Here is a 22,112-nt window from a genome sequence, read left to right on the forward strand (position 1 = left end):
CAGCGGTAATAAGGAACGGAAACATGGGGAGAACCGGGATAGACCAGGATCACACTTCGGAGCATCTATTCCATGGGAAGGTGAAACACGGAATAAAAGGTCTGTCTGGAATGTGGCCACTTCTCAATTTACCGAAGCGCACTTCGCCACATTCCCGGAAAAGCTCATTGAGCCATGCATCTTGGCGGGGGCGCCGGTCGGAGGCTTGGTCCTCGATCCCTTTGGTGGATCCGGAACGACATTGAAGGTCGCCCTCGAGAATAACCGAGAATGCACCATCATTGAGATGGGAGAGAAATACGTTGAAATTGCTAAGAAACGCACTGCGGTGATTCAGCCGGTTATGAATATCTAAAACAGGGACTTCAAGGATAGGCATAACCCTGCCTCTGTCCTAATACAAAGGCTTAGCCTATCCATGCCAATACAAAGGAGCGAATGAAAATGGAAAATGTACTTGTAGTTTGGACTAAACGAGGATCGGTAGAAGAAGCTGAAAAAATCATCAAATTGGAGATTGGTCGCCAGTATGGATTTTCCGAAAGCGAATTTGATAAGACAGATAATGGTTTCTCATTTCTCTTCGACGATGAAACGAATTGTGAGGCGAGCTTTTCCTTTACTCCATGTATAGACAGAAGCTTGAAAATTAGTGTTTGTGCTACTTGGGCTTGGGATGCTATCGACTTATATCATCTGACTCAGCGGTGCTCGGACAAAATCGAAGGAATTATAAGCTAATCGATAAAGACAGGCTGGGGAGAGGTTTGAATGCCTCTCCTATCAACGAAAAGGAGCGAATGAAAATGTTCGAAACAGTTGAATGCCCATATTGTGAACACGATAACGATATGTCAGATGCACTCAGCGAAGGTGTGCCAAGCGATAATACCTTTGATCATGAGTGCGAAAAGTGCGGAAAAGAATTTGAGGTATATGTTGAGTTTGAACCATCATATAGCGCCAGTGAGATAGTGTATGTCGATTGCGAAAGATGCGGTAGTTCCACAAGAGATCCGCGTAAGAAAGGGAGCATATTCCCTTGGCCCGAAGCAGTGGAAGAAAACGTAATTTGCAAAGAATGTTTCTATAAAGCACTGAGTGAAGAATATTCAAAGACCAATGTTAAGGCTTAGCCTATCCGTACCAGGAGGGATACAAAGATGCGTGAAATTAAATATCGCGGCAAGCGAATAGATACAGGTGAATGGATCTACGGTAACTTAATTGGAACTGACGTTATTGTAGGGGATATTGTTGATTGGGATGACGAATACTTTTGCACGGAATTTTGGCACAAGGTCGATCCCGAAACGGTAGGTCAATACACCGGGATGAAGGATATTAATCAAAAGGATATCTATGAAGGTGATATAGTCCAAATCCAAGGACATCCATTCGAAGGCCCGATGCAGATAAACGGAAATTACGAAGTCGGGTACAACGATCGTATGGAGCTATGTTGTGGCAGCTTGCTTTTACATCGAGAGAGGCATTATGCCACGGTCATAGGTAACAAGTTCGAAAACCCATCTCTATTGGAGGTAACCAATGAATAAACAAGTAAAGCTAATAGACGCAAACAAAGTCATCGAAGATATTGAGCGCCGAATGCACGAACTGCTGCAGGATCGTGAGGCTGATTACGATAGATTTCCAGTAATAAATGCTCTTGAAAATTTTGTTGGACGCTTGAAATCAGACATGTATGCCCCCGATCCCATTACCTTACCTCCCTTAAAACCAGGGGATAAGGTACGGCATAAAGATCATGAACAATGGGGAATTGGAAAAGTGCTTGAATTGTCAAAGAGCAAAAAATCAGCAGAGTGCCGCTTTGAATACACGACCACAGGAACTTTGGGTACATTCAGAAGATTTGAACAGGCCTTTTACCGCCTAGATAAATTAGAACTCGTGGAGGATAAAGAGGATGAATAAACAAAAAGAGCGCAAAAATACATTCTTCAAGGGATATAATCCTCAGTTTTACTTTAGGACGGAAGAAAACAATAAGACGGACAAGGAAGTGTCTCGGATTTGGACAAAGGTTTTTACCAAGAGGAATGACGTAGCATAAAAATGAATCCACCGTAGTGATTTGGCCGTCTCTCGGTGGATTCAAACACATGTTCCTTTCATTATTATACCAAATAATGAGGGGATGAGGGGAATGTTGTTGTCAGCAGTAATGATGGGAGAGCAAGGGGAGCTCTGGCCGTCCGTAACCGAAACAGACAAGCTGAAAACTCGGAAATTACTCGAAAACTACATGAAAGACAAGCAAATGGTACTGGCATTTTCCCGAAAATCCAATCTACCGGAGCAAATGCAGAAGGTTTACCAGGCAAAAAAAGATGAAGTCGAGATCATTGAACTAGCTTTAAACTTGATCCAAGACGACCAAATAAAAAGGGTCATTGAGCACAGATTTTTTAAACTCAGAAGATACACAGATACCGTTATGTTTTACAGCGGCTGCATGAGCAATAGCACGGTCGATCGTTACATTGATAAGGGGATCGCAGCTATTGCCGATAGCCTTAAATTGTGGGGGATCATCTAAAAAAACTGAGGGAAAGTCGAAGGAATCATGACGGCGAGCTGACGGCGGTTAAGGGATACAGTGGACTCAGGCAAGGAAATCTTGCCTGGGAAAAGTCTACTGCCCCTTATCGCTGTAGATGCTCGGCCGTGCTGTGGGTCACTGACCTTAGACGTTAATCGTCAAGGGTGCGGCGTGAGGAGGGGTTAGATGCCCCGAAGTCGCTCCGCCCGGGCGGCATATAAATACGGGCATATTCATGGCCTCGTGGTACAGTAGGTTCGATTCCTACAAGGCCTTAATATAAGGTTCCTACTACAACCGTCCTTTATGGGCGGTATTTTTTTTGAAGTTGGAGGTGCTGAGTACGTTGTGAAACAAAAGAAACCAATGGTTAGGCAGCCGCTGAAGTGTCGGGGGTGCGTTTGGGGCAAATGGGAAGCATCTGCTCAGTATTGCTCCAAACCAAGCAATATGTGCGCTAAAGGCTCTATGCCTAAAGTGGGTGATAAGCAGAAATGAATCTTGTGCAGCCCATTCGTGACCCGGAGCTCCTGCAGGATATTATGGATTACCTGGAAAGTACGAATTACCGAAACTTCATCATGTTCCTGATTGGCATAGATACAGGATTACGAATCAGTGACATTTTGAGGCTACGGGTCAGAGACGTAACCGGCTCACATATTTCCATACGCGAAAAAAAGACGGGCAAGCAAAAGCGAATATTGATCACTTCGGAACTGAAAGAGAAGCTTGCTCCGTATATCGAGGGGAAGCCTCCGAATGAATTCCTGATCAAAAGCAGAGAAGGGTTGAACAGACCAATCACTCGCGAGATGGCCTACAAGATTATCCGCGAAATAGGTGATGAATTTGGGATCTCGGAGATCGGCTGCCACTCACTTCGAAAAACGTTCGGGTATATCTTCTACAACAAAACAACGAATAAGGACATTGCTCTTCTGATGAATTACTTCAACCATTCATCACAACAGGAAACTCTTCGTTATATTGGAATGGCCCAGGATACGATGGATATGGCCCTGAAAAGACACCGTAGAAAATAGCCAGTTCCACATATCTGGCGTACGTGAAATTCAATTTCAGAAAGCAAAACAAGCCCATGCTACGCTTGGGTTTTTAAGCATGTCCTGAGTTTAACAAAACCTGTAATATGAGTAATTCATTCTGCCATAAATTGGACAACCGAAAGGGGAGGTATCGGGTGAGTTTGCGTCCGAATAAACCGTGCAAGAAGCCTGGATGCAGAGAGCTCACGAGGGAAGGTTATTGCTCTGTTCATACGCCTCTAGCAAGAGGGTATGACCGTAACCGAGGGTCGTCTGCAAAGCGCGGGTATGGGCGATTATGGAGGCGTGAGCGTGCAGCTTTCCTGTTGGAGAACCCATTATGTGTGGCGTGCTACAGGAACGATCGGGTGACTGCATCGTCAGTAGTGGACCACATCGTACCACATAAAGGCGATCAAAAATTATTCTGGGATCGCAGTAACTGGCAGGCTTTATGCAAACCATGCCACGATGCCAAGACGGCTAGAGAGGATGGAGGTTTTGGAAATGGATGATTTCGATTGGAGTGTGTCTATGAAGATTAGCTACCTCGACCAGCTGATTAAGCTTGCGACTTGCGATTGCTTAAACGCTTATGAGAAAGCAGCTATCTTTGAAAGAGTCGAGGTATTATGCAATTCAATCGAGAAGGAACTTGGGCTGCAGGAGGCCCCCCAGGGGTAAGAAAAATAAAAGCGAGTCACTGTAGACCGCGGCCCCCTCAAATGCGAAAAAAAGTCCCCGTGATGAAATCGGGGAAAAGGAGGTCTAAAATGTGGCGAATCCAGTGATCAACTTCGATCATATGAGGGTCGGAAAAAAAGGCGGCGGGAAGAACTGGACCAAAAAAGAAGTGGCGGCCCGAGAGGAAGCTGCTAAAAAATTTGAGAGAAAGAAGAAGCTTAAGCTTCGTATTCCTGATTGGCTGGATGATTCTGCTCGTAAAATCTGGCGGAAGACGGTCAAGGATATGGAAGAGTTTGGGGTACTGGACAAGGTTGACGAAGATGTCCTGGGCATTTATTGCGACGCCGTTTCGAAGGTCCAGGAGGCGAGCAGGCTTATTGATGAATTTGGATATACGGAAACCAATAAATCCGGCGTGCAGGTTCCTAACGCTTACGTGCAGATGTCGCAACGATACGCGAACATCGCCCTAGCCTATTCTAACAAGCTTGGTTTAAATGCCGAGTCGCGGGCGCGCCTTGCGAAGCGACAAGCCGACGGGGGAACTGATCCGAATGCAGACCTCTTCGATTAATTGGGACGACCTCCATCCGACACACCGATACGCTGCCGAAATTGTTATGAGAATTCGGCCGAGCTGTGAGATGGAGCGCCTAGCTTGTCAACGACACCTGGATGACCTGCAACGTCAAGCAACGCCTGATTTCCCTTATGTATTTGACGAAAGCCGGGCCGACCGGGTCTTCGAATGGTTCGAACGCTGTTGCCGTCATGTACGCGGCGTGTTTAGCGGGCAACTCATCGAATTATTACCCTTTCAAAAATTTGACATGGGTTGCGTTTATGGATGGGTCCATATGGAGACGGGGCAACGTCGCTTCCGTAAAGCCTTCCATTTGCGAGCCCGTGGAAATGTAAAGTCAACTGAGATGAGCGGGCTGGCCCTGTACGGCATGTGCGCGGATTGCATCTATCCGCCAGGTCAGCCTGAGCTTCGGAAGTATGAACACAGTCCGGAGGTGGATTGTGCGGCTGTCGATAAAGGTCAGGCCAAACGTGTTTGGGGCGACGCCCGTGAAATGGGTATAAATAGTCCGGATATTTCGAAGCGCTTGCGCATTCTCAGGGGCTATATCGAGCACGCAAAACGCGGTGGGTCGCTCAAACCACTAAGTAAGGACACCAAAAATAAAGACTCCGGCGCGCCGTGTCTCGTTGTAATCGACGAATACCACGCACACCCGACGTCCGAAATTCTAGATGTGTCCTATTCTGGATTTGGTAAACGGCTGCAGTCGCTGATGCAGATTATCAGTACCGCCGGAAAGGATGCTGAAAACAGCCCGTGTAAAAAGGAATACGATTACTTATGCAAGATGCTGCGCGGCGAAGTGCCGATGCAGGAAAGCTATTTCGCGATGATTCGGGAACTGGATCCGGACGACGATCCGCATGACCCTCAGACGTGGGTGAAAGCTAATCCGGTTCTTCAGGAAGATAACGCATATGCTCAGGAGTTGCGCCGCCAGATTCAAGTGGAGCATGACGAAGCGTTTGGGGCCGGTAATCCCGAAAAAATCCGCGAATGGTTGACCAAACGGGTGAATCAATGGCAAAAAGACAGTGAGAACAAGTACATGTCCACTAACCATATGAACAAATGGAAGTCCCTTGCCATGCCGCGAGAGGACTTTTTTGAATTGGTTAAGGGTTATCAAACGTGGAGTGGTTTGGACTTGTCAAAAACCACGGATTTAACGGCCGTTGGTTACGTGTTCCGGCTGCCGGAAGGCCGCTTTGCTGTGACTGCCCATGGATTCATGCCTTCTGAGCGCGCGAAACAACACGAACACAGCGACCGCGTACCCTATCGTCATTGGGCAAAAGAGGGATGGTGTACGCTTACCCCTGGCGAAGTCGTGGATTACAGCTTTATCCAATCCTACATGGAGAAAATGGAGCAGGATCATCAATGGTTCGTACAGGAGATTTGCTACGACCCCTATAATGCCACTCATTTCACACAGCAGCTGGAACAGCAAGGATATGAGCGAGTGGAGATCCGTCAAGGCGTGCAGACGCTATCCGAGCCGACAAAGTTTTTCCGTGAATTGGTGCTGAAAGGTCTTGTCGTCCATGATGGAAGCCCACTTCTGACATGGTGCCTATCAAATGCCGTTGAGATCATCGACAATAATGGGAACATCAAACTGAGCAAAAAACACAAAGACGATAGCCAACGTATCGACCTGATCGCCGCAGTCATTAACGCGCTTGTCCGGGCTATGGTTGGCGACGGCCGCATTGATTTGAACGCCCATATTATGGACGATGACTTCTCATTCTAACGGAAGGGGGTGATAAACCTATGAGAAAGAGTGTCTTCCGCCGCTGGCTGGAACGCCGGTCTGACGGTGATTCGCTGTTAAATCCAAAGCAATGGCTGCTGGATCTTTTCGGGGTCTCGAATACCTCAAGCGGGGAGCGGATCACGAATGATAAGGCGCTTCTGAACAGTAACGTCTATACATGTGCTTCCATATTAGGCGGCGACATCGGCAAACTTCCGCTGCAGGTCTTCAAACGGCGGGGGAATGGCATTGAGAAAGACGACTCCCATCCCGTCACTCGTTTACTTGGGGTGCGGTCGAATCCTTACATGAGCGCCTATACGTTCAAGGAGCTTATGCAGGTACATGTCACGGTTTGGGGCAATGGATACGCAAACATTGAATGGGAAACCAGCGGGCCGAACAACGGCAGACCGAAAGCACTGTGGCCGCTCGACCCATCTAAGACGGATGTCCACGTGGATAACGTCACGGGGGAAGTATGGTACGTGACGACATTACCGAGCGGCGAGCTGCGGAAGATCAAACACACGGACATATTGCATTTTAAGGCCATAAGCAAAAGCGGCCTGAAAGGGATAACGCCAATTTCAGTTATCCGCGAAGAGCTCGGTGTTCAGCAGGCGCAGCGGAAATTCCTGGGCTCATTTTATTCGAATGGTACTGCAACCCGCGGCATACTCAAATTGCCCGCCGGAGCGACCTTGGACAAGCCTGCGAGAGAGAAGGCCCGTGATGAATGGCAAAAGGCGAACTCAGGTCTGAACAACGCGCATAGGATCGCAATTTTGGATGCTGGAATGGAGTATCAGAATTTGGGAATGCCGCTTAATGATGCGCAGTTCATTGAAACAAGTAAATTCGGCATCGCGGAAGTCGCCAAGATTTACAAGGTTCCCGGCTATAAGCTTGGACTGACGGATGTTAAGTTCTCAAATATGGAAAACCAATCCCTTGAATACGTGAAAAGCACGCTGCAGCCGATCATGACGAATTGGGAACAGGAATGTGACTACAAGCTGTTCACAGAGCTGGAGCGACGGAGATTTTACACGAAATTCAATGTCGCCGGCGAGCTCCGAGGCGATAGTACCAGCCGGGCGGCCTATTACAAAGAAATGATTGCGATGGGCGTGTATTCGATTAACGAGGTGCGCGAACTGGAGGAACGCGACAATATCGGGGAAATGGGAGACCGGCACTTTGTCAGCTTGAACTATGTCAGCCTGGAGAAAATGGACCAGTATCAAGCACTAAAAGCGGGCCTGAAATCTGAGAAAGGGGGTGAATAACTTGGAGAAAGAAATCCGTTATCTGCATGCCGATACCATTGAAGTAAGGAGTGGGGAGGGGGAGAGCGATTCCCTGGGGCTTGCCGGATATGTCGTGAAGTTCAACCAACGGAGTCATTTGATTTGGGGTGAATTCTATGAGCGAGTGGCCAAAGGCGCTTTCCTGCGCAGCCTGCAGGAGAACACGATTAAGGCCTTATGGAATCACCGTTCCGATTTTGTCTTGGGATCGACTAAAAACGGTACCCTTCGCCTGTATGAAGACAATACTGGTCTCCGATTTGAAGTTGATTTGCCGAATAACACATGGGGAAAAGATGCTTATGAATCGGTACAGCGTGGCGACGTAGACGGTATGAGCTTTGGATTCAGAGTACGCAAAGACGCCTGGCAGTATTTGAAGGATGAAGACGTATACGAGCGTACCTTGTTGGAAGTGGATTTATTTGAGGTCTCTCCAACCCCGTTTCCAGCCTACCCTGATAGCGAAGCCAGCCAGCGAAACCTTGAAGGTTTGGGAATCCAAACGAAAGAACAAAGGAAAATGGAAAAAGAAAGACTGTTACTTGAACTTGACTTGTTGGCTATCGGCTGACTGGTCTTTTTTATTTCCCAAAATATCATTTATGGAGGTTCAAGATGGACGAAAAAGAACGTGAACTGCGCCAAAGACTGGCGGCAAAATTGGAGGAGGCCCGGAGTCTTGCTGCTGAAGGGAAACTTGACGAGGCGAGAGCAGCGAAGGATACTGCCAAGGAGCTTCGAAGCCAAATTGACCTGCTTGCTGAAATCCGGGACACGGACACGCCGGGAGTCACTACGCCGGTGAGTGAGCCAGAAAAACGGGCGGATGATCCTGCTGACAAGGATGCACAATACCGCAGCGCCTTCTTGAAAACACTTCGCAATAAACAGCTGAATGCGGAAGAACGTACATTGATCGAGGAAAGAACCATTGAAGAAACACGTGGCATGCAAGAAGGCGTTGACGAAGACGGCGGCTTGATCGTCCCGCAAGATATCAACACTATGATACACGAACTCAAGCGGCAATACATTTCGCTAGAATCGTATGTCACGGTTGAGCCTGTCTCCACACGTAGCGGCTCCCGCGTGATTGAGAAGAACGCGGATATTACGCCATTTGTCGAGATCACGGAATTGACCGACCTCGATGATATGGATAATCCAAAGTTTTCGCCGGTGAAGTTTGACATCAAGGACCGGGGAGGCATTATGCCGATCAGTAACAGCTTGCTGAACGACACGGATCAGAACTTGATGGCCTACATTTCCAAATGGATTGCCAAAAAATCCGTCGTAACGCGGAATAAATTGATCCTGGCATTGCTGGATACGAAAACCAAGGTGCAACTTAACGGTCTCGACGATATCAAACGGATTTTGAATGTGGACCTGGACCCGAGCATCAGCCTGGGCGCGATCATTTTGACGAATCAGGATGGTTTCCACTGGCTCGACACGCAGAAGGATAGCGACGGCCGCGACCTGCTCCAGCCAAACCCACAGAATCCGACCCAAAAGATGTATAAAGGCAAACCGATCGTGGTTCTGGCCAATCGTTGGTTGCCGACCACAGGGACAACTACCAAACTTGCCCCGATGATTATCGGTGACCTGAAAGAAGCCGTCGTCTTGTTTGATCGCCAGCAGTATTCCATCGCTTCGACGAATGTCGGCGGCAAGTCGTTTGCCCGGAACTCGACGGATGTCCGCGCCATTCAGCGAGAGGACGTGCGGGCATTTGATTTGGATGCGGTCGTTTACGGACAGATCACCATTGCCTAATAGCGTGGGGGCCAAGCCCCAGATTGGAGGGATAGCATGTATCCGACAAAGAACTACAAGGAACCCGGTGGTCAACGCTGGGTGATCCAGGGAGAGCTTGCCTTGGAAGGGGAAGGAAAAATCACAAGGGATGGGAAAGAGATCTCTCTTAGCGGTGAGGGAGTAACTGGACCGGAAGGGCCAGCCGGATTATCAGCGTATGAAATTGCTGTGAAACATGGCTTCAAGGGTACGGAAGAAGAATGGATTTCCTCACTTTCAGGGCCAGCTGGTGAAGCGGGGCCGAAAGGGGAGCCTGGAGCGAAGGGGGCGACCGGCCCTAAAGGAGACCCCGGATTTCCCACGGAGGAGCAGTGGAACGAACTGGTCGCCCGTGTCGCTGCGCTTGAAGCTGCGCAGGGAGGCGGCAAGTAATGCTTACCACACTGGACCGTTTAAAAGGAATACTTGGTCCACAAGCTGATGTTTGGGGGGATGACATGCTGACGCTTCAAATTGCGTCAGCATCCTCCACTATCGAAAACTATTGTAAGCGGCATTTCAAAAAGCAACGGTACTCGGAACGGGTCAGCGGACATTCGAATTCGAAATATCTCAACTTGCGTAACTATCCGATCTACAGCGTCGAATTGCCAAGCGATTGGGATTTTGAGGTACTGGATGACGGCCGTTTGTACCGTGCTGAAGGATGGCCCCAGGGGGAACACAATATCCAGGTCAGCTACATCGGGGGGTATGTGCTTCCAGGCGATGCCACGGAGGAGGAACCAAGGACCCTTCCGGAGCCGTTAGAACTTGCCTGCCTGCTCCTTGCTCAGCAAGGATTACGTGATCCTAGCATTCGTTCGGAGCGGGTAGGAGATATCAGTATCACTTTTGCGGATGCAGGAGAAGATGGGCGGCTGCCTGGCGCTGTAGAATCCCTAATATCGCCATTTGTAGGGCGGTGGGTATGATATGCCTCGTGCGACAAGAAGAAGGGCGAGAAGGGCAAATGTCGAAGTCACAGAGCTTACCTATTTGCCGGATATCCTGAAGAAGCTCGAAGAACTGACCAAATATGAAGTGCATATCGGAGCTTCCGGCGATGCCGAAACGGCCATGATCGCAGCTATCCACGAATTTGGTTCTGCTAAAGCCGGGATACCGGCGCGGTCTCCGATCGGAGGCGGGAAACGGAAAGCCCAGGCCGCTATATCCAAGTTGGTCAAAGCCGGAGTGAATGAAATTGTACTGAAGAATGAAACGGCCCGAGGTTTGCTCGAAAAAGTGGGTCAAACAGGGCTGCAAAAAATGATCCAAAACTTCGATAAAATCAGGCAGCCGCCACTCAACCCGATCTATGCGCGACGTAAAGGGAGCAACAAAATTCTCGTTGCCCAGGAAAAGAAGCTGCGGGACTCGCTTAAATTCATTGTCGTCCGGAAGGGGTGAGCGATTTTGCGGCAATTCCAATTTGCGGGGATGATGCGAAAGTATTTTCGCCCGTACATCCTCGTGCGTCCCGGGGAGACAAAAGGGTATGACGAATATGGTGATCCAATCCCATCTGATCCGGAGCGGATCACCCTGCAAGGGCATATTCAGCCGCTCGACGCCAAGCTTACGCAGGTGGAAGGGGGCAAGTACACCGCAGAGGACAAAGCCCTTTATACGTTGTCGGAGCATACTGGCGGGGATTTGATTGAATATCAAGGGAGCCAGTACATTGTCGACGATCCGGCATTACGAGACTACAGCGACATCAAGAAATATCTGCTGAAAAAGGTGGTTGCCAATGATCCCGTACAATGAAATCCGGAAAACGTGGGTCCACGGACTGAAAGAAATCCTGCAATTGCCGGTGATTAACATGAACGGCGGCGGAGACATGCCCAAGACTGCATTTTTGACGTACAGCATTTCCGACGGGGTGCCAGGCCAAAGTATATTAAAGACCCAACACAATGGAAAGCAGCTCCTTCAGGAGACGGTGAAATTTACCGTCTCTTTTTTGTCGTATGCCGATGACAATGTAACCAGCACGACCAACGCATTGAAGGCCCGGGATTGGTTTAAAACAACCGGCCGGCAGGCCCTGAAGGATTTGGATGTGATTGTATCCTCTATTGGCAATGTCGATAACCGGGACATCACCATCGGGGTTGAGTGGGAATGCCGTATGGGCTTTGATGTGGAGCTACGGACAACGGATACGACCGAACAGGAGCTTATACCAATCGAAAAAGTAAATCTCAGAAGGGAATGAACGCTTTGAGCAATATCAATGACGTATCCGTCGTGATTGACATTCAGCGCCCCACGCCGATCATCGGCATGGGGAAACCGCTGATCATCGGTTCGAGCGCGAACGGACAGGATTATAAAGTATACTCCGATCTGGAAGCGGTAAAGGAAGACCATGCCACAAATACAGAGGTATATAAAGCCGCATTTGCTTTGTTTAATCAAGGCGACCACTCTCCGGAATCAATCGCCGTTATGCTTTATAAAACGGGTGACGTTATCACGGACTTTTTGCCGACGATTTTTAACAAAGACTGGTACTATGCGGTGTCTACCAGCAGCACGCTTGCGAATATCACTGCAATTGCTGATGCAGTCGATGCGGACGATTCCCGGTTATTTTTTGCAAGCACCAGCAGCTTGGAAGACCTGGGGAAAATCCATGCAAAGAACTACAAACGCACCGTGACGATGTATCACGAGGATACATCGAACTATCCGGAGGCGGCATGGATCGGCCGGGCAGGATCGGCGCCAGCAGGTAGCCTGACATGGAAATTTAAGACTCTTAACGGCATCCAACCGCTGGAACTGAGCAAGACGGAGCTGGAACAAATCCATGCGATGAATGCCAACACCTACGTGACCAAGGCCGGAGACAACGTGACGAGTGAAGGGAAAACCGTCTCGGGCGAGTACATCGATATTATCCAATCGCAAGATTACCTGGTGCAGTCCATTAACTTTGCGGTGCAGAAGCTGTTTAACCGCAGCGATAAGGTTAGCTATGACAACAACGGCATTGCACAAATCGAAAGTGAGGTCAAAACGGTCCTTAATCGTGCTGATTTGAACGGCATGATTGCACACGACGACGACAACTTGCCGCTGTATAGCACCGATTTTAAATCGAGGTCGCAGGTGGATCCGGCGGACCGCGAAAAACGTGAATACAACGGCGGGACATTTACCTTTGAACTGGCCGGAGCCATCCATAAAACCAAAATCAAAGGCTTAATTAAGCTGTAAGGAGATGAAAAACCATGCAATACGATCCAATGGACCTGACTGTCACCGTAGGCGGCGTATTTATTACGGGGTTTTCCGAGGACTTGGCCGAATGGGAGAAGGACGAGGATAACAAGACGGCCAAAGTTGGCGCCCAGGGAGATGTTGTTACCAGCAAGGTAAACAATCCTCTGGCAACGCTGACGATTACGCTGCTCCCGACGAGTCCGCAGGTCGCCTATTTGGATAAATTGGCCGTAACGGGCCAAGAGGTGCCCGTATCTGTCATTTACAACGGCGAACCCAAAGAAAGCATCACATGCACCCGGGCATTTATCAAAAAGCCAGCGACACGGACTTACGGAAACGAAGCGGAGGACCGGGAATACGAAATCCAAATGCTCGATCACAAAGTCAATTAAAATCCAATACAAATCATGATAAGGGAGATGAATTATTATGTTCAAACAAAAAAACTACAAATCTAAAGCGGGTAAAGAGTATACTTTCCAGCATCCGGGTGTTCGGATGGTATCTAAAATTAACGATGCCTGCAAAAACAAACATGGCGTCGTGCTCGAAGAACGGCTTGCCGAGGAAGTCCTGAAGCATGTTATTGTCGCACCTAAGCTGAAAATTGAAAGCTTCGACGAATATTCTGAATATTCCGAAGTCATTAATGCAGCATATTCCTTCATTACCGGCCAAGATCAGGATCAGGAGGGAGAAGATGATCAGCAAGAAGGAGGCCCAGAAGAGGGCCAAGAATAACTGGCGTTATTGGCGGCTGCTGCTATCGGAAATGAATATCTCATACTCCGATCTGAATCAAATGGATGACGACGATATCGCAGAGGCGAACGCTGCCCTGGATATCCATATCAAGCAGCAGCAACGCGAAATGAATAAGGCTAAAAACAAGAAGTGAGCGCCCGAACGGCGCTCTTTTTTATGGTGAGGTGATGCAGCTATGGCCGGTGGCATCATAGGGAATCTCATGTTTGCAGTGGGCTTTAAAATCGGGGATAGCGCCCTGAGAAGAGCTCAAAATCAAGTGAGTTCCTTGCAAAATACGGTGTTTGCCCTCGGAGCAGCTGCAGGGATCGCCATGGGTCAATTTGGCGCTGCGTCTATTGGTGCGGCGGCAGACTTTCAAAAATCCATGGCTCAAGTGCAGATGGCAACGGGCGCCACCAATGAGCAGATGGAAGCGACAAAATCCATCGCCACCGAATTATACAATCAAAATTTTGGCGAGTCGTGGCAAGACCTGGGGAGTGCCATTGCAACTACCAGCCAGATCACCAAGCAGCAGGGCAAGGAACTAGAAAACACCACGAAAAACGCGCTCCTTATGCGGGATGCGTTCGGCTTCGAGATCCCCGAATCGGTCAAAACGGCCAACACGTTAATGAAGCAGTTTGGCATCACCAGTGACCAGTCCTTTAATTTGATTGCACAAGGCAAGGAGAAAGGACTGGATTTTTCGGGCGAAATGCTGGATACCGTCAACGAGTACGCAAACCAGTTTCAATCCTTGGGATTTTCGGCTGAAGAGATGTTTGATACTCTGGCTGTCGGCTCAGAAAACGGCGCATTTAACCTGGACAAGGTTGGAGATGCGGTTAAGGAATTTAATATCAGGGCGAAAGACGGTAGTAAATCGACGGTGGAAGCCTTCCAGATGCTGGGCCTGAATGCGGATCAAATGATGCATACCTTTGCCGCAGGAGGGCCGCAGGCAAAGCAGGCATTCCAGCAAATCATGCAAATGATTGCCGATATCGAGGATCCTGTGGACCGAAATACGATCGGCGTCGCCTTGATGGGATCGCAGTTTGAAGACCTTGAAGTAAAAACGATTACCGCCATGGGTACCGTTCGCAGTCAGTTCGACATGACCAAGGATAAGATGGGCGAGCTGAATCAGATCAAGTTTAATACGCCCGGGGAAGCCGCCGCCCGGATCGGTAGGCAGCTCCAGACGAATTTGCTGATTCCTATTGGCGAAAAGCTGCTCCCTTACTTGACTCGGTTTTCGGAATGGCTTGAAAAGGCCGGGCCAGAACTTCAAAAGGTAGGGGGCGATTTAGTAGATGGACTTGCCAAAGGGATATCGATCGTTACCGACGCGGTTGAATTTTTCGTCAAAAACATTGATGTGATCGGTCCAGCACTTGCTCCGCTGGTTGTTGTCCTCGCTGTACTTGTCGGTACGTTGATGTGGCCATGGATCGCATCGCTATGGGCTTCCGTCGCTGCTTCTTGGGCGCTTATGGCCCCATGGTTGCCATTTATCGCTTTGGCCGTGGCTATCGGTGCAGCAATCGCGGGAATTATCCTGATATTTAAAAATTGGGGCTCAGTAAGTACCTGGTTGGTCAACGTGTGGAATGCCTTTAAGGCTTGGGTCGTCAATATTTTTAACAGCATCGTTGACTTTTTCCGAACCTGGGGACCGACAATTCTGATTGTGCTCGGCGGGCCGATCGTTTGGGTCGTGGCCCTCGTCATCAAGTATTGGGACCAGATCAAGGCGTTCACGATGTCGATATTTACAAATATATCGAATCGGCTGAAAGCGATATGGGATGGGATCAAAAACAGCATTTCCAATACTGTAACGGGCATCTGGAATAAAATCACGGAAATTTGGAATCGGATCATCGGATTCCTCAAAGGCATCAATCTCTTTGACATTGGACGGAACATCATAGAGGGCATGGTAAACGGGATCAGCTCCATGGCGAACGCCGTCGTCGACAAAATGAAAGAGATCGGCAATAGTATCACGGAAAAAGTAAAGGGCATCCTCGGAATCCACTCGCCGTCCAGAGTCATGATGGAGCTGGGCTTTTACACCGGCGAAGGTTTGGCGAAAGGTATCGATGGCACACAGGACCGCGTATCGGCGGCATCCGCTGGCTTGGCCGATGAAATCACGACATCCGCAAGCACAGCTCCCGCAAAAGCGACCTTGGCCCCCGCGAGAGCGGCCACAGGACATGCTGCCGGGTCTATGGATATCAAGGTAAATATCGATCTGCGGGCAGACGCTTCGAGCGCTACGGTGGCGTCTGATGTGTCTCAGGAGGTACGAACAGTCATACAGCAAGTCATTGAAGAGGCGATTCGCCGTATGGGTCTGCCTGAACCGGAGGTGATCTAGTTGGCGACAATTGATGGCAAATACATTTGGGTAGAAAAGGAATCGCCTAATTTTGATGTGGACATCACGAGTCAACCGGTGGAAAAAGACATCGACATGACAGACCATGTTCAACGTAAAGCGCGCACGCTGGCCTTAAATGGCATGGTAACGGGGAGCAAAGCTGCTGAAATCCATGCCTATCTTGTCCATGCGTCCGATACTGGCAAAATTGTAAAATACATCGGTCGAATGGCATTCATCGGTTTGATTAGCGGTCTTTCCACGGAGCGCACTTATCAGACCGCTGATGGTTTTACCTTTTCGTTCACATTGACGGAAGTACGAGTCGCTCAATCTTCCTATGTAAACAAGCTACCCACCCCCGTAAAGGCGCAGGCGGCTAAGATCGTGAATAGCGGTGTCAAGCAAACCAAATCAAAAAAGAAAACCAAGAGCACGAAGACGAAAGACAAAAAGAAGAAGTCGACCACCAAGAAAAAATCAACAACTAAAAAGGAGCCAGTCAAAAAAGTGAAATTTAAGAAGGGCAGCCCTTGGGCGGCTGATTAGGTGGGGATGAATGGATTACGAATATATTGAAATCGAAAAAGATTTAATCCCGTACCGGTTCGATATTTCGCTGGCCGATGAAATGTTCACCTTTGAAGTTCATTACAACGAAGAATTTGACTTCTTCACCGTCAATCTTGAAAAAAACGGCGAGATACTTGCGACCGGAGAAAAGTTGATCTACGGGCAGCCCTTGTTTTATGACAACCAGGACAATCGATACCCGAAAGTGCCGATCGTGCCATATGATGAATCGGAAAATGAAAGCGAAGTAAATTGGCGGACGCTCAATGAGAGCGTCTTTTTGTATGTGATCGAAGGTGATGACGATGGATAATTTTGGCCGCGTGGTCGAGGTTATGACAGCCAATATGAAGTTTTCGAGCGAACATTACAACATCGAAGGCAAAGTACCGTTTGATAACGATCCGCTGCCCAACGAATCTGAAATCAAAATCTGGAACTTGTCCGATAAAACCATAAATAACATTAAGCGTGGCGCGGTGATGATGCTGAACGCTGGTTATAAAGGCGATGTCGGCCTGCTGCTGCATGGCTATATTTCTAAGGTATCCACGACATGGGAAGGCGTAGACAAGATCACGGTAATCAACGTTTTGGACAGCGAAGACCTATCCAAACGCGAGGTCAAGGAAATCGCTTATGCCAAAGGGACACTGGCGAGCCAAATCATCAAGCAAATGGCCGGGTACATCGGCCTCCCGATTGCTCAAATGGAGCTTAACCAGGATTACCGATACCAGGAGGGATATACGGCCAAAGGCAAGGTAACGGAAATCATTGCGAAGGTTTGCAAGGATTGCGGGACATCCGTTTATATCAACAAAAATAAGCTCTATATCCGGAATTTGAGGCGTGGCGGTGATGCAGTCTTTAAGCTGAACAAGGATACGGGCCTGATCGGTACCCCGGGCCGATTCGAAGACGGGGGAACGAAAGGATTCAATATCAAAATGCAGCTACAGCACCGGGTTACTACGGCATCGGTCATTGACCTAGAATATTCGCAGTTTACGGGCCGGACGCACGTCCGCAGCGGCTCGCATACCTTCAGCCGAACGGGGGATTTCGTTACGGAAGTGGAGGCGATTTTATGAGGACCGACCCTGCGGGCAGCATGTCCACGATTTTCGAATCCTTCAAAGCCAAGATTTTCAGCGACTTGCATGTGGGCTTTTTGTGCAAAGTCATTAACTTTGATTCCGGGAAGTGCGCGGCGGACGTTCAGCCATTGATCCGAACAACTTCCGACATGCCGGCGATAATTCAGGGCGCCCAAGTCCTTGCGCATCGATTATCCGTCAACGGAGGAGAGCCGCAAGTATACAAGCCGCACTTAAAACAAGGCGATGTGGTCTTTGTAGTCTGTGCCGATCGGGAAATCAAAAACGCTTTGAATGGATCGGTGGCCGCAGCAAGCACAGGCCGACAACATGATGTTAACGACGCAGTTGTATTGGGGGTGCTCGGATGCAATCTTTCAAGTTGATTGACGGGGATATTGTCTTTAATAGCAGCGGCGATTTGGAGATGATCGACGGCGACGAGGAGCTGGCACAATGTTGTGACATTGCTTTGGGGACAAATACCGGGGAATGGTTTCTGAATCCGGAAATGGGGATTGATTTCAGCCTGTTTCTCGGGAAGCATTTGAGCGAAGAGCAGATGCGGGATGAAATTAACCGGGGATTGCTTCAGGAAGAACGCATTTCCAGTGTAAACGAGATTGTGTTTAACCCGGATGAAAAGTCTCGGGCGATGGAAGTCTCCTTTGTCGCTACCAAAGCGGACGGAGAGGGGATTCAAAGTGAGGTGAAGATTGGTGCTGACTGAAAAAGGATTTCAACGAAGACGGTTCGACGATCTTTTTTCGGAGGCTGAGGACAAAGCAAGGGAAGTTTATGGAGAACAGATAAACACTTCAGAAAGATCATTCCTCGGCATTATGCTGCGCATTTTCGCTTGGTTTTTGGCCAAAATTTGGGCCGTTGCTGAGGACGTATATAATAGTGCGTACATCCCAACGGCCACCGGAAATAACCTCGACAGGCTCGGGCCTTATGTCGGGATTACTCGTGTTTTAGATCAATACGCCTCGGGCGTCGTGAAAATTTCCGGCACACCGGGCCATTCGGAGGCGGCTGGTTTTCGTGTAGGTACCGAATCCGGAATCCAATACGAGACATTGGAGGATTTTACGATCGGGCCCGATGGGATGGTGCTGGTTAAGGTTGAAGCTATTGAACCGGGACAATCCGGGAATGTGGCCGCCGGACTGGTCAACGTTGTCGTCAACCCTAATCCGGATGTGACAGCCGTCACCAACCCCGAGCGGATCACCGGAGGCCGTGAGAAAGAGACGGACCCGGAGTTTCGTTCTCGCTTTGAATTGTCTGTAGCCGGGGGTGGATCGGCATCTCTTGATGCTATTCGGGGGGCGCTGCTGCGATTGGAAAAGGTTCGGGCGGCGGCCGTAATCGATAATAAGACAATGGAGGTTGACGCGGCCGGGCGGCCGCCGAAGTCCATACAAGTTTACGTCTTGGGCGGGGACGATCAGGAGGTGGCCGAGACGATCTTTGCTAAGCAGTCCGGCGGCATCGAAACCTATGGCGATATCAGCAAAGAGGTATTAGATTTGGGCGGGTACCCGCACACGATTAAATTCAGCCGCGCCGAAGAGGTACCTATCTATGTCCGTGTTGAGGTCAATAAAAACGACCGATATCCAGCTGACGGGGACGACTTGATCCGGAACGCCATTATCCGGTATATCGGCGGCGAAGACGCCGCAGGCAGTTATTACAATGGCTTGTCCATGGGCGCGCCGGTTGTATTTACCCGTCTGATCAGCGCCGTATATTCAGTGGATGGCGTAGAAGACGTCGCTCTCACGGTCGGCAGCAGCTCTCAAAACATGCAGAGCCAGAACGTTGAAATTGCTCCGTACCAGGTTGCGCAAACGACAGCGGGCCACATTGAGGTGTCCAGTCATGTTTAGCATGAAGGATATGCTCGGGCGGTTCATGGACGTTTTCAATAAAGACCCGGATTCGAACATTGGAAAGTTGATTGGTATTCTATACGGCCAGCTGAAAGAAGTCGGGGACACGCTGGAAACCGTCCGTGAATGGCGCAGCATCGATAAGGCCAAGGGGACCACCCTTGATATGATCGGGCAAAACATCGTCCAGCCGCGCGGCGCGGCCACGGACGAGATTTACCGGGTTCTGCTGAAATCCAAAATTGCCCGGAACCTATCACAAACCGACATTAACACCATTATCCGGGTTCTGGCGCTGGCCCTGAACTGCGATTACAGCGATATCCGTATCAAGTCCAAGTTTAATGACCCCGTCGACCCGGAGCCCGCCGCAATCTCCCTTATTCGGGTGCCTATTAAGCGGCTGAATGAGGTCGGCATGTCGCCTATGCAGTTTGGACAGATCATACAAAAGACGGTGGCTGCCGGTGTGCGGGTTGCCCAAATCGAGCTGGCCGGAACCTTTCAATTGTCTTCAAAATATGGAGCTTTGGAGACAGGACCGACCGGACTGGCCGATCCTGATATGAGCACGGGCGGCACGTTGGGCGAAGTATACGTACCGGGTCATGACTACACATTGCCAATATAGGAGGGAACACGCGATGGCATTTACAGAGAAACTGCCCGAGTGGCACGCTGAAGGCATCGAACCGCCAGACTCCAAAAAGCAAGCAGGTTGGGACGTGGAGGACAGGCCTCCTGCTGGCTGGTGGAACTGGCTTTTGAACCGGACTTTTAAAGCCATTGAGGAGCTGCGGAACAAGGCAGCAGACAAACAATATGTCGATGAAGCCGTGGCCGGGGTGAAGGTGCCAGACGCTACCCTGACGCAAAAAGGCATCACGCAGCTTTCCAGCGCCACAGACAGCACGTCTGAGGCAATGGCCGCGACGCCGAAGGCGGTAAAGGCGGCCATGGATGAGGCTTTAGCGTCAAAGCAGCTTGGAGTTGAGCAAAAAGCGAATGTGGTTGCCGCGCTCAACTCCATTGGGGTAGCGGCATCCACCAATGAAACCTGGGCGCAGCTCATTGCAAAAATGGCGGGGGTTATTCGGGCAACAGGTAATGCGACAGCCGCCGACGTCTTAGCAGGAAAGACTTTTTCGAATGGCAGCGGAAATGGATTGACAGGATCAATGCCTAACAAGGGAGCGGTGGTCATCACACCGGGACCTGCTGACCAAACGATCCCAACAGGTTATCATAACGGGGCGGGCAAGGTTGCTGGCGTGCAGTTTAATCAAAATGCGCTGCTCGTTGGTAACACCGTGGCCGGGACCCCAGGGATGATGCCAAACCGTAGCGCCGAGAACACCCACATACCCGGACTCGAGTCTACTGTTTGGCCGGGGGATCGATTTTTTATTCGTCCGCCAAACGGCTACTTTAACGGTTCTACATGGGTCACTGCCGATGTTCCAGGACTTACAGCCGCAAATCTAAGAGCAGGAGTAAATGTTGCAGGACTGGTCGGAACACTTCAAGAAGGGAAAAAATTTTATAAGCAAGATATTTCTATACCGCCTTACGGTAAGGTAGATTTTGACATTAATATTGGTTTTAATTGGTCGGTAGTCCTTTTAATCGCGAATTCAGAAAATTGGGATGGAGGCATTTCATCTTTTTATTTAAGACATCCCGAAGGTTCTTTATCAACAGGTATGTCATATAACGGGAACTTAACCAATCCAACATTGACAGGCATCCATTTGTACTATAGCAATGGTAATAATACAACAAAAGGTATTATAGTTTATGCTTATGGGCGTTAGGAGGATAGAAATGAAAATATTCGGTAGACGAATATACGCTGATAAAACAACTGGTGTTATATTGGCCAACACAGGAGATTTGAAGGTGTTAGATGACTTCGAACGACCATCGATCGAGTCGGACTTTCAAGCATTTTACAATCTGATTGGGCGAGATCCCGATTCGGTAATCATCCTAGAACTGGAACCTGGGCAATACGCCGAGGAATTTGCAACATGTAATGGTTTTCGTGTCAATCCGGAGACCCAAAAACTTGAATTTTCCTACCCGGACCCTAATAACCCAGAACCTGAGCAGCCCGTATTTCAAAAACCATTAACGGACCAGGTGGAGGAATTGAAGCAGGCCGTCGCCGAATTGACCATGCTCATGGCCGCAGCTCCTACGGCCTGATGAAAGGAGGTGAACGATCATGCAATTTACCAAGGACAGCGGGCTTGTAAAGGTATGGGTAAGCTTGGTTATGACCGGGACTTATAAGGTCGAGCAAGTACCGCAATTGTATAACCTTAAAGATGTCGTCACCGAAGTCGTAACCGGAACGGCAGTATAAACTAGCG

General features: G+C 49.2%; 35 protein-coding genes. All 35 read left to right on the top strand.

The genetic code is table 11. From position 1 onward, the window contains the following. A partial coding sequence (locus tag GQY55_RS00005) for a site-specific DNA-methyltransferase (protein ID WP_201452054.1) occupies positions 1–355 on the top strand: 355 nt, incomplete at its 5' end. A gap of 89 nt (positions 356–444) precedes the next feature. Next, the gene (locus GQY55_RS00010; protein ID WP_160037299.1) at positions 445–741 is read left to right on the top strand and encodes a hypothetical protein; all 297 of its coding nucleotides are present in this window, start codon (positions 445–447) and stop codon (positions 739–741) included. 65 nt (positions 742–806) lie between these two features. Continuing rightward, complete coding sequence (locus GQY55_RS00015; RefSeq protein WP_160037300.1) at positions 807–1,136, top strand: hypothetical protein; 330 nt, start codon at positions 807–809, stop codon at positions 1,134–1,136. Positions 1,137–1,163: 27 nt separating this feature from the next. Then, entirely contained in the window at positions 1,164–1,559 is a 396-nt protein-coding gene (locus tag GQY55_RS00020; protein ID WP_160037301.1) for a YopX family protein, read from the top strand. Then, the gene (locus GQY55_RS00025; RefSeq protein WP_160037302.1) at positions 1,552–1,941 is read left to right on the top strand and encodes a DUF3553 domain-containing protein; all 390 of its coding nucleotides are present in this window, start codon (positions 1,552–1,554) and stop codon (positions 1,939–1,941) included. The genes GQY55_RS00020 and GQY55_RS00025 overlap by 8 nt, the downstream gene beginning before the upstream one ends. Further along, positions 1,934–2,080: a hypothetical protein gene (locus GQY55_RS00030; protein ID WP_160037303.1), complete on the top strand. Its 147-nt coding sequence runs from the start codon at positions 1,934–1,936 to the stop codon at positions 2,078–2,080. The genes GQY55_RS00025 and GQY55_RS00030 overlap by 8 nt, the downstream gene beginning before the upstream one ends. A 99-nt stretch (positions 2,081–2,179) precedes the next feature. Then, on the top strand, positions 2,180–2,566 hold the full coding sequence (locus GQY55_RS00035; protein WP_160037304.1) for a hypothetical protein: 387 nt from the start codon (positions 2,180–2,182) through the stop codon (positions 2,564–2,566). A 497-nt stretch (positions 2,567–3,063) separates the two neighbouring features. Continuing rightward, complete coding sequence (locus GQY55_RS00040) at positions 3,064–3,615, top strand: site-specific integrase (RefSeq protein WP_160037305.1); 552 nt, start codon at positions 3,064–3,066, stop codon at positions 3,613–3,615. Between the two features lie 107 nt (positions 3,616–3,722). Further along, complete coding sequence (locus GQY55_RS00045) at positions 3,723–4,133, top strand: HNH endonuclease (protein WP_160037306.1); 411 nt, start codon at positions 3,723–3,725, stop codon at positions 4,131–4,133. Beyond that, complete coding sequence (locus GQY55_RS30930) at positions 4,126–4,302, top strand: hypothetical protein (RefSeq protein WP_201452094.1); 177 nt, start codon at positions 4,126–4,128, stop codon at positions 4,300–4,302. The genes GQY55_RS00045 and GQY55_RS30930 overlap by 8 nt, the downstream gene beginning before the upstream one ends. A gap of 91 nt (positions 4,303–4,393) precedes the next feature. Beyond that, positions 4,394–4,879: a phage terminase small subunit P27 family gene (locus GQY55_RS00050; protein WP_160037307.1), complete on the top strand. Its 486-nt coding sequence runs from the start codon at positions 4,394–4,396 to the stop codon at positions 4,877–4,879. Next, positions 4,860–6,653, top strand: a complete 1,794-nt coding sequence (locus tag GQY55_RS00055) for a terminase large subunit (protein WP_160037308.1) — start codon at positions 4,860–4,862, stop codon at positions 6,651–6,653. Before GQY55_RS00050 ends, GQY55_RS00055 begins: the two co-directional genes overlap by 20 nt. 20 nt (positions 6,654–6,673) lie before the next feature. Beyond that, positions 6,674–7,948, top strand: coding sequence for a phage portal protein (locus tag GQY55_RS00060; protein ID WP_160037309.1), 1,275 nt, complete (start codon positions 6,674–6,676; stop codon positions 7,946–7,948). A 1-nt stretch (position 7,949) separates the two neighbouring features. Then, positions 7,950–8,543 carry an HK97 family phage prohead protease gene (locus GQY55_RS00065; protein ID WP_201452055.1) on the top strand — a complete coding sequence of 198 codons (594 nt, stop codon included), beginning with the start codon at positions 7,950–7,952 and terminating at the stop codon, positions 8,541–8,543. Positions 8,544–8,587: 44 nt separating this feature from the next. Then, on the top strand, positions 8,588–9,757 hold the full coding sequence (locus GQY55_RS00070) for a phage major capsid protein (RefSeq protein ID WP_160037311.1): 1,170 nt from the start codon (positions 8,588–8,590) through the stop codon (positions 9,755–9,757). Between the two features lie 36 nt (positions 9,758–9,793). Beyond that, the gene (locus tag GQY55_RS30935) at positions 9,794–10,171 is read left to right on the top strand and encodes a hypothetical protein (protein WP_201452056.1); all 378 of its coding nucleotides are present in this window, start codon (positions 9,794–9,796) and stop codon (positions 10,169–10,171) included. Beyond that, positions 10,171–10,713, top strand: a complete 543-nt coding sequence (locus tag GQY55_RS00080; RefSeq protein ID WP_160037312.1) for a phage gp6-like head-tail connector protein — start codon at positions 10,171–10,173, stop codon at positions 10,711–10,713. Before GQY55_RS30935 ends, GQY55_RS00080 begins: the two co-directional genes overlap by 1 nt. 1 nt (position 10,714) lies before the next feature. Beyond that, positions 10,715–11,191 (top strand): hypothetical protein, encoded by a 477-nt coding sequence (locus tag GQY55_RS00085; protein ID WP_160037313.1) that lies wholly within the window; start codon positions 10,715–10,717, stop codon positions 11,189–11,191. A gap of 6 nt (positions 11,192–11,197) precedes the next feature. Continuing rightward, complete coding sequence (locus GQY55_RS00090; protein WP_160037314.1) at positions 11,198–11,551, top strand: hypothetical protein; 354 nt, start codon at positions 11,198–11,200, stop codon at positions 11,549–11,551. Next, a complete protein-coding gene (locus GQY55_RS00095; RefSeq protein WP_160037315.1) occupies positions 11,535–12,005 on the top strand; it encodes a phage neck terminator protein in 471 nt (156 codons plus the stop codon). The genes GQY55_RS00090 and GQY55_RS00095 overlap by 17 nt, the downstream gene beginning before the upstream one ends. 5 nt (positions 12,006–12,010) lie before the next feature. Further along, a complete protein-coding gene (locus tag GQY55_RS00100; protein WP_160037316.1) occupies positions 12,011–13,012 on the top strand; it encodes a DUF3383 family protein in 1,002 nt (333 codons plus the stop codon). Between the two features lie 14 nt (positions 13,013–13,026). Further along, the gene (locus GQY55_RS00105; protein ID WP_160037317.1) at positions 13,027–13,413 is read left to right on the top strand and encodes a phage structural protein; all 387 of its coding nucleotides are present in this window, start codon (positions 13,027–13,029) and stop codon (positions 13,411–13,413) included. A 37-nt stretch (positions 13,414–13,450) separates the two neighbouring features. Next, positions 13,451–13,762: a hypothetical protein gene (locus GQY55_RS00110; RefSeq protein ID WP_236575314.1), complete on the top strand. Its 312-nt coding sequence runs from the start codon at positions 13,451–13,453 to the stop codon at positions 13,760–13,762. Continuing rightward, positions 13,722–13,919: a hypothetical protein gene (locus GQY55_RS00115; RefSeq protein WP_160037318.1), complete on the top strand. Its 198-nt coding sequence runs from the start codon at positions 13,722–13,724 to the stop codon at positions 13,917–13,919. The genes GQY55_RS00110 and GQY55_RS00115 overlap by 41 nt, the downstream gene beginning before the upstream one ends. Positions 13,920–13,961: 42 nt before the next feature. Continuing rightward, positions 13,962–16,160 (top strand): phage tail tape measure protein, encoded by a 2,199-nt coding sequence (locus GQY55_RS00120; RefSeq protein WP_160037319.1) that lies wholly within the window; start codon positions 13,962–13,964, stop codon positions 16,158–16,160. Continuing rightward, positions 16,161–16,712: a phage baseplate protein gene (locus GQY55_RS00125; RefSeq protein WP_160037320.1), complete on the top strand. Its 552-nt coding sequence runs from the start codon at positions 16,161–16,163 to the stop codon at positions 16,710–16,712. It abuts the gene before it with no gap. A 10-nt stretch (positions 16,713–16,722) separates the two neighbouring features. Further along, complete coding sequence (locus GQY55_RS00130; protein ID WP_160037321.1) at positions 16,723–17,049, top strand: phage baseplate plug family protein; 327 nt, start codon at positions 16,723–16,725, stop codon at positions 17,047–17,049. Continuing rightward, positions 17,042–17,830, top strand: coding sequence for a phage protein (locus tag GQY55_RS00135; RefSeq protein ID WP_160037322.1), 789 nt, complete (start codon positions 17,042–17,044; stop codon positions 17,828–17,830). Before GQY55_RS00130 ends, GQY55_RS00135 begins: the two co-directional genes overlap by 8 nt. 20 nt (positions 17,831–17,850) lie before the next feature. Then, positions 17,851–18,222, top strand: coding sequence for a Gp138 family membrane-puncturing spike protein (locus GQY55_RS00140; RefSeq protein WP_160037323.1), 372 nt, complete (start codon positions 17,851–17,853; stop codon positions 18,220–18,222). Further along, positions 18,204–18,566 (top strand): DUF2634 domain-containing protein, encoded by a 363-nt coding sequence (locus tag GQY55_RS00145; protein ID WP_160037324.1) that lies wholly within the window; start codon positions 18,204–18,206, stop codon positions 18,564–18,566. The genes GQY55_RS00140 and GQY55_RS00145 overlap by 19 nt, the downstream gene beginning before the upstream one ends. Before the next feature lie 136 nt (positions 18,567–18,702). Beyond that, on the top strand, positions 18,703–19,734 hold the full coding sequence (locus tag GQY55_RS00150) for a baseplate J/gp47 family protein (protein ID WP_236575315.1): 1,032 nt from the start codon (positions 18,703–18,705) through the stop codon (positions 19,732–19,734). Next, a complete protein-coding gene (locus GQY55_RS00155) occupies positions 19,727–20,368 on the top strand; it encodes a hypothetical protein (RefSeq protein ID WP_160037326.1) in 642 nt (213 codons plus the stop codon). Before GQY55_RS00150 ends, GQY55_RS00155 begins: the two co-directional genes overlap by 8 nt. A gap of 13 nt (positions 20,369–20,381) precedes the next feature. Then, positions 20,382–21,551, top strand: coding sequence for a tail fiber protein (locus tag GQY55_RS30940; RefSeq protein WP_236575316.1), 1,170 nt, complete (start codon positions 20,382–20,384; stop codon positions 21,549–21,551). Between the two features lie 10 nt (positions 21,552–21,561). After that, positions 21,562–21,945 carry a hypothetical protein gene (locus tag GQY55_RS00165; RefSeq protein WP_160037327.1) on the top strand — a complete coding sequence of 128 codons (384 nt, stop codon included), beginning with the start codon at positions 21,562–21,564 and terminating at the stop codon, positions 21,943–21,945. A gap of 19 nt (positions 21,946–21,964) precedes the next feature. Beyond that, entirely contained in the window at positions 21,965–22,105 is a 141-nt protein-coding gene (locus GQY55_RS30945; protein WP_201452058.1) for a hypothetical protein, read from the top strand. Positions 22,106–22,112: the final 7 nt, after the last annotated feature.

Origin of the sequence: Paenibacillus sp. USDA918EY, assembly GCF_009870825.1 — a bacterium.
Lineage (GTDB): Bacteria > Bacillota > Bacilli > Paenibacillales > Paenibacillaceae > Paenibacillus_AQ > Paenibacillus_AQ albilobatus.

Coding starts and splice junctions, on each gene's coding strand:
- GQY55_RS00095 (WP_160037315.1), top strand. CDS start 11,535: ATGATCCCGTACAATGAAATCCGGAAAACGTGGGTCCACGGACTGAAA.
- GQY55_RS30940 (WP_236575316.1), top strand. CDS start 20,382: ATGGCATTTACAGAGAAACTGCCCGAGTGGCACGCTGAAGGCATCGAA.
- GQY55_RS00120 (WP_160037319.1), top strand. CDS start 13,962: ATGGCCGGTGGCATCATAGGGAATCTCATGTTTGCAGTGGGCTTTAAA.
- GQY55_RS00135 (WP_160037322.1), top strand. CDS start 17,042: ATGGATAATTTTGGCCGCGTGGTCGAGGTTATGACAGCCAATATGAAG.
- GQY55_RS00070 (WP_160037311.1), top strand. CDS start 8,588: ATGGACGAAAAAGAACGTGAACTGCGCCAAAGACTGGCGGCAAAATTG.
- GQY55_RS00030 (WP_160037303.1), top strand. CDS start 1,934: ATGAATAAACAAAAAGAGCGCAAAAATACATTCTTCAAGGGATATAAT.
- GQY55_RS00165 (WP_160037327.1), top strand. CDS start 21,562: ATGAAAATATTCGGTAGACGAATATACGCTGATAAAACAACTGGTGTT.
- GQY55_RS00115 (WP_160037318.1), top strand. CDS start 13,722: ATGATCAGCAAGAAGGAGGCCCAGAAGAGGGCCAAGAATAACTGGCGT.
- GQY55_RS00130 (WP_160037321.1), top strand. CDS start 16,723: ATGGATTACGAATATATTGAAATCGAAAAAGATTTAATCCCGTACCGG.
- GQY55_RS00045 (WP_160037306.1), top strand. CDS start 3,723: ATGAGTAATTCATTCTGCCATAAATTGGACAACCGAAAGGGGAGGTAT.
- GQY55_RS00105 (WP_160037317.1), top strand. CDS start 13,027: ATGCAATACGATCCAATGGACCTGACTGTCACCGTAGGCGGCGTATTT.
- GQY55_RS00145 (WP_160037324.1), top strand. CDS start 18,204: ATGCAATCTTTCAAGTTGATTGACGGGGATATTGTCTTTAATAGCAGC.
- GQY55_RS00025 (WP_160037302.1), top strand. CDS start 1,552: ATGAATAAACAAGTAAAGCTAATAGACGCAAACAAAGTCATCGAAGAT.
- GQY55_RS00015 (WP_160037300.1), top strand. CDS start 807: ATGTTCGAAACAGTTGAATGCCCATATTGTGAACACGATAACGATATG.
- GQY55_RS00040 (WP_160037305.1), top strand. CDS start 3,064: ATGAATCTTGTGCAGCCCATTCGTGACCCGGAGCTCCTGCAGGATATT.
- GQY55_RS00085 (WP_160037313.1), top strand. CDS start 10,715: ATGCCTCGTGCGACAAGAAGAAGGGCGAGAAGGGCAAATGTCGAAGTC.
- GQY55_RS00020 (WP_160037301.1), top strand. CDS start 1,164: ATGCGTGAAATTAAATATCGCGGCAAGCGAATAGATACAGGTGAATGG.
- GQY55_RS30945 (WP_201452058.1), top strand. CDS start 21,965: ATGCAATTTACCAAGGACAGCGGGCTTGTAAAGGTATGGGTAAGCTTG.
- GQY55_RS00055 (WP_160037308.1), top strand. CDS start 4,860: ATGCAGACCTCTTCGATTAATTGGGACGACCTCCATCCGACACACCGA.
- GQY55_RS00110 (WP_236575314.1), top strand. CDS start 13,451: ATGTTCAAACAAAAAAACTACAAATCTAAAGCGGGTAAAGAGTATACT.
- GQY55_RS00060 (WP_160037309.1), top strand. CDS start 6,674: ATGAGAAAGAGTGTCTTCCGCCGCTGGCTGGAACGCCGGTCTGACGGT.
- GQY55_RS00080 (WP_160037312.1), top strand. CDS start 10,171: ATGCTTACCACACTGGACCGTTTAAAAGGAATACTTGGTCCACAAGCT.
- GQY55_RS00010 (WP_160037299.1), top strand. CDS start 445: ATGGAAAATGTACTTGTAGTTTGGACTAAACGAGGATCGGTAGAAGAA.
- GQY55_RS00155 (WP_160037326.1), top strand. CDS start 19,727: ATGTTTAGCATGAAGGATATGCTCGGGCGGTTCATGGACGTTTTCAAT.
- GQY55_RS30935 (WP_201452056.1), top strand. CDS start 9,794: ATGTATCCGACAAAGAACTACAAGGAACCCGGTGGTCAACGCTGGGTG.
- GQY55_RS00140 (WP_160037323.1), top strand. CDS start 17,851: ATGTCCACGATTTTCGAATCCTTCAAAGCCAAGATTTTCAGCGACTTG.
- GQY55_RS30930 (WP_201452094.1), top strand. CDS start 4,126: ATGGATGATTTCGATTGGAGTGTGTCTATGAAGATTAGCTACCTCGAC.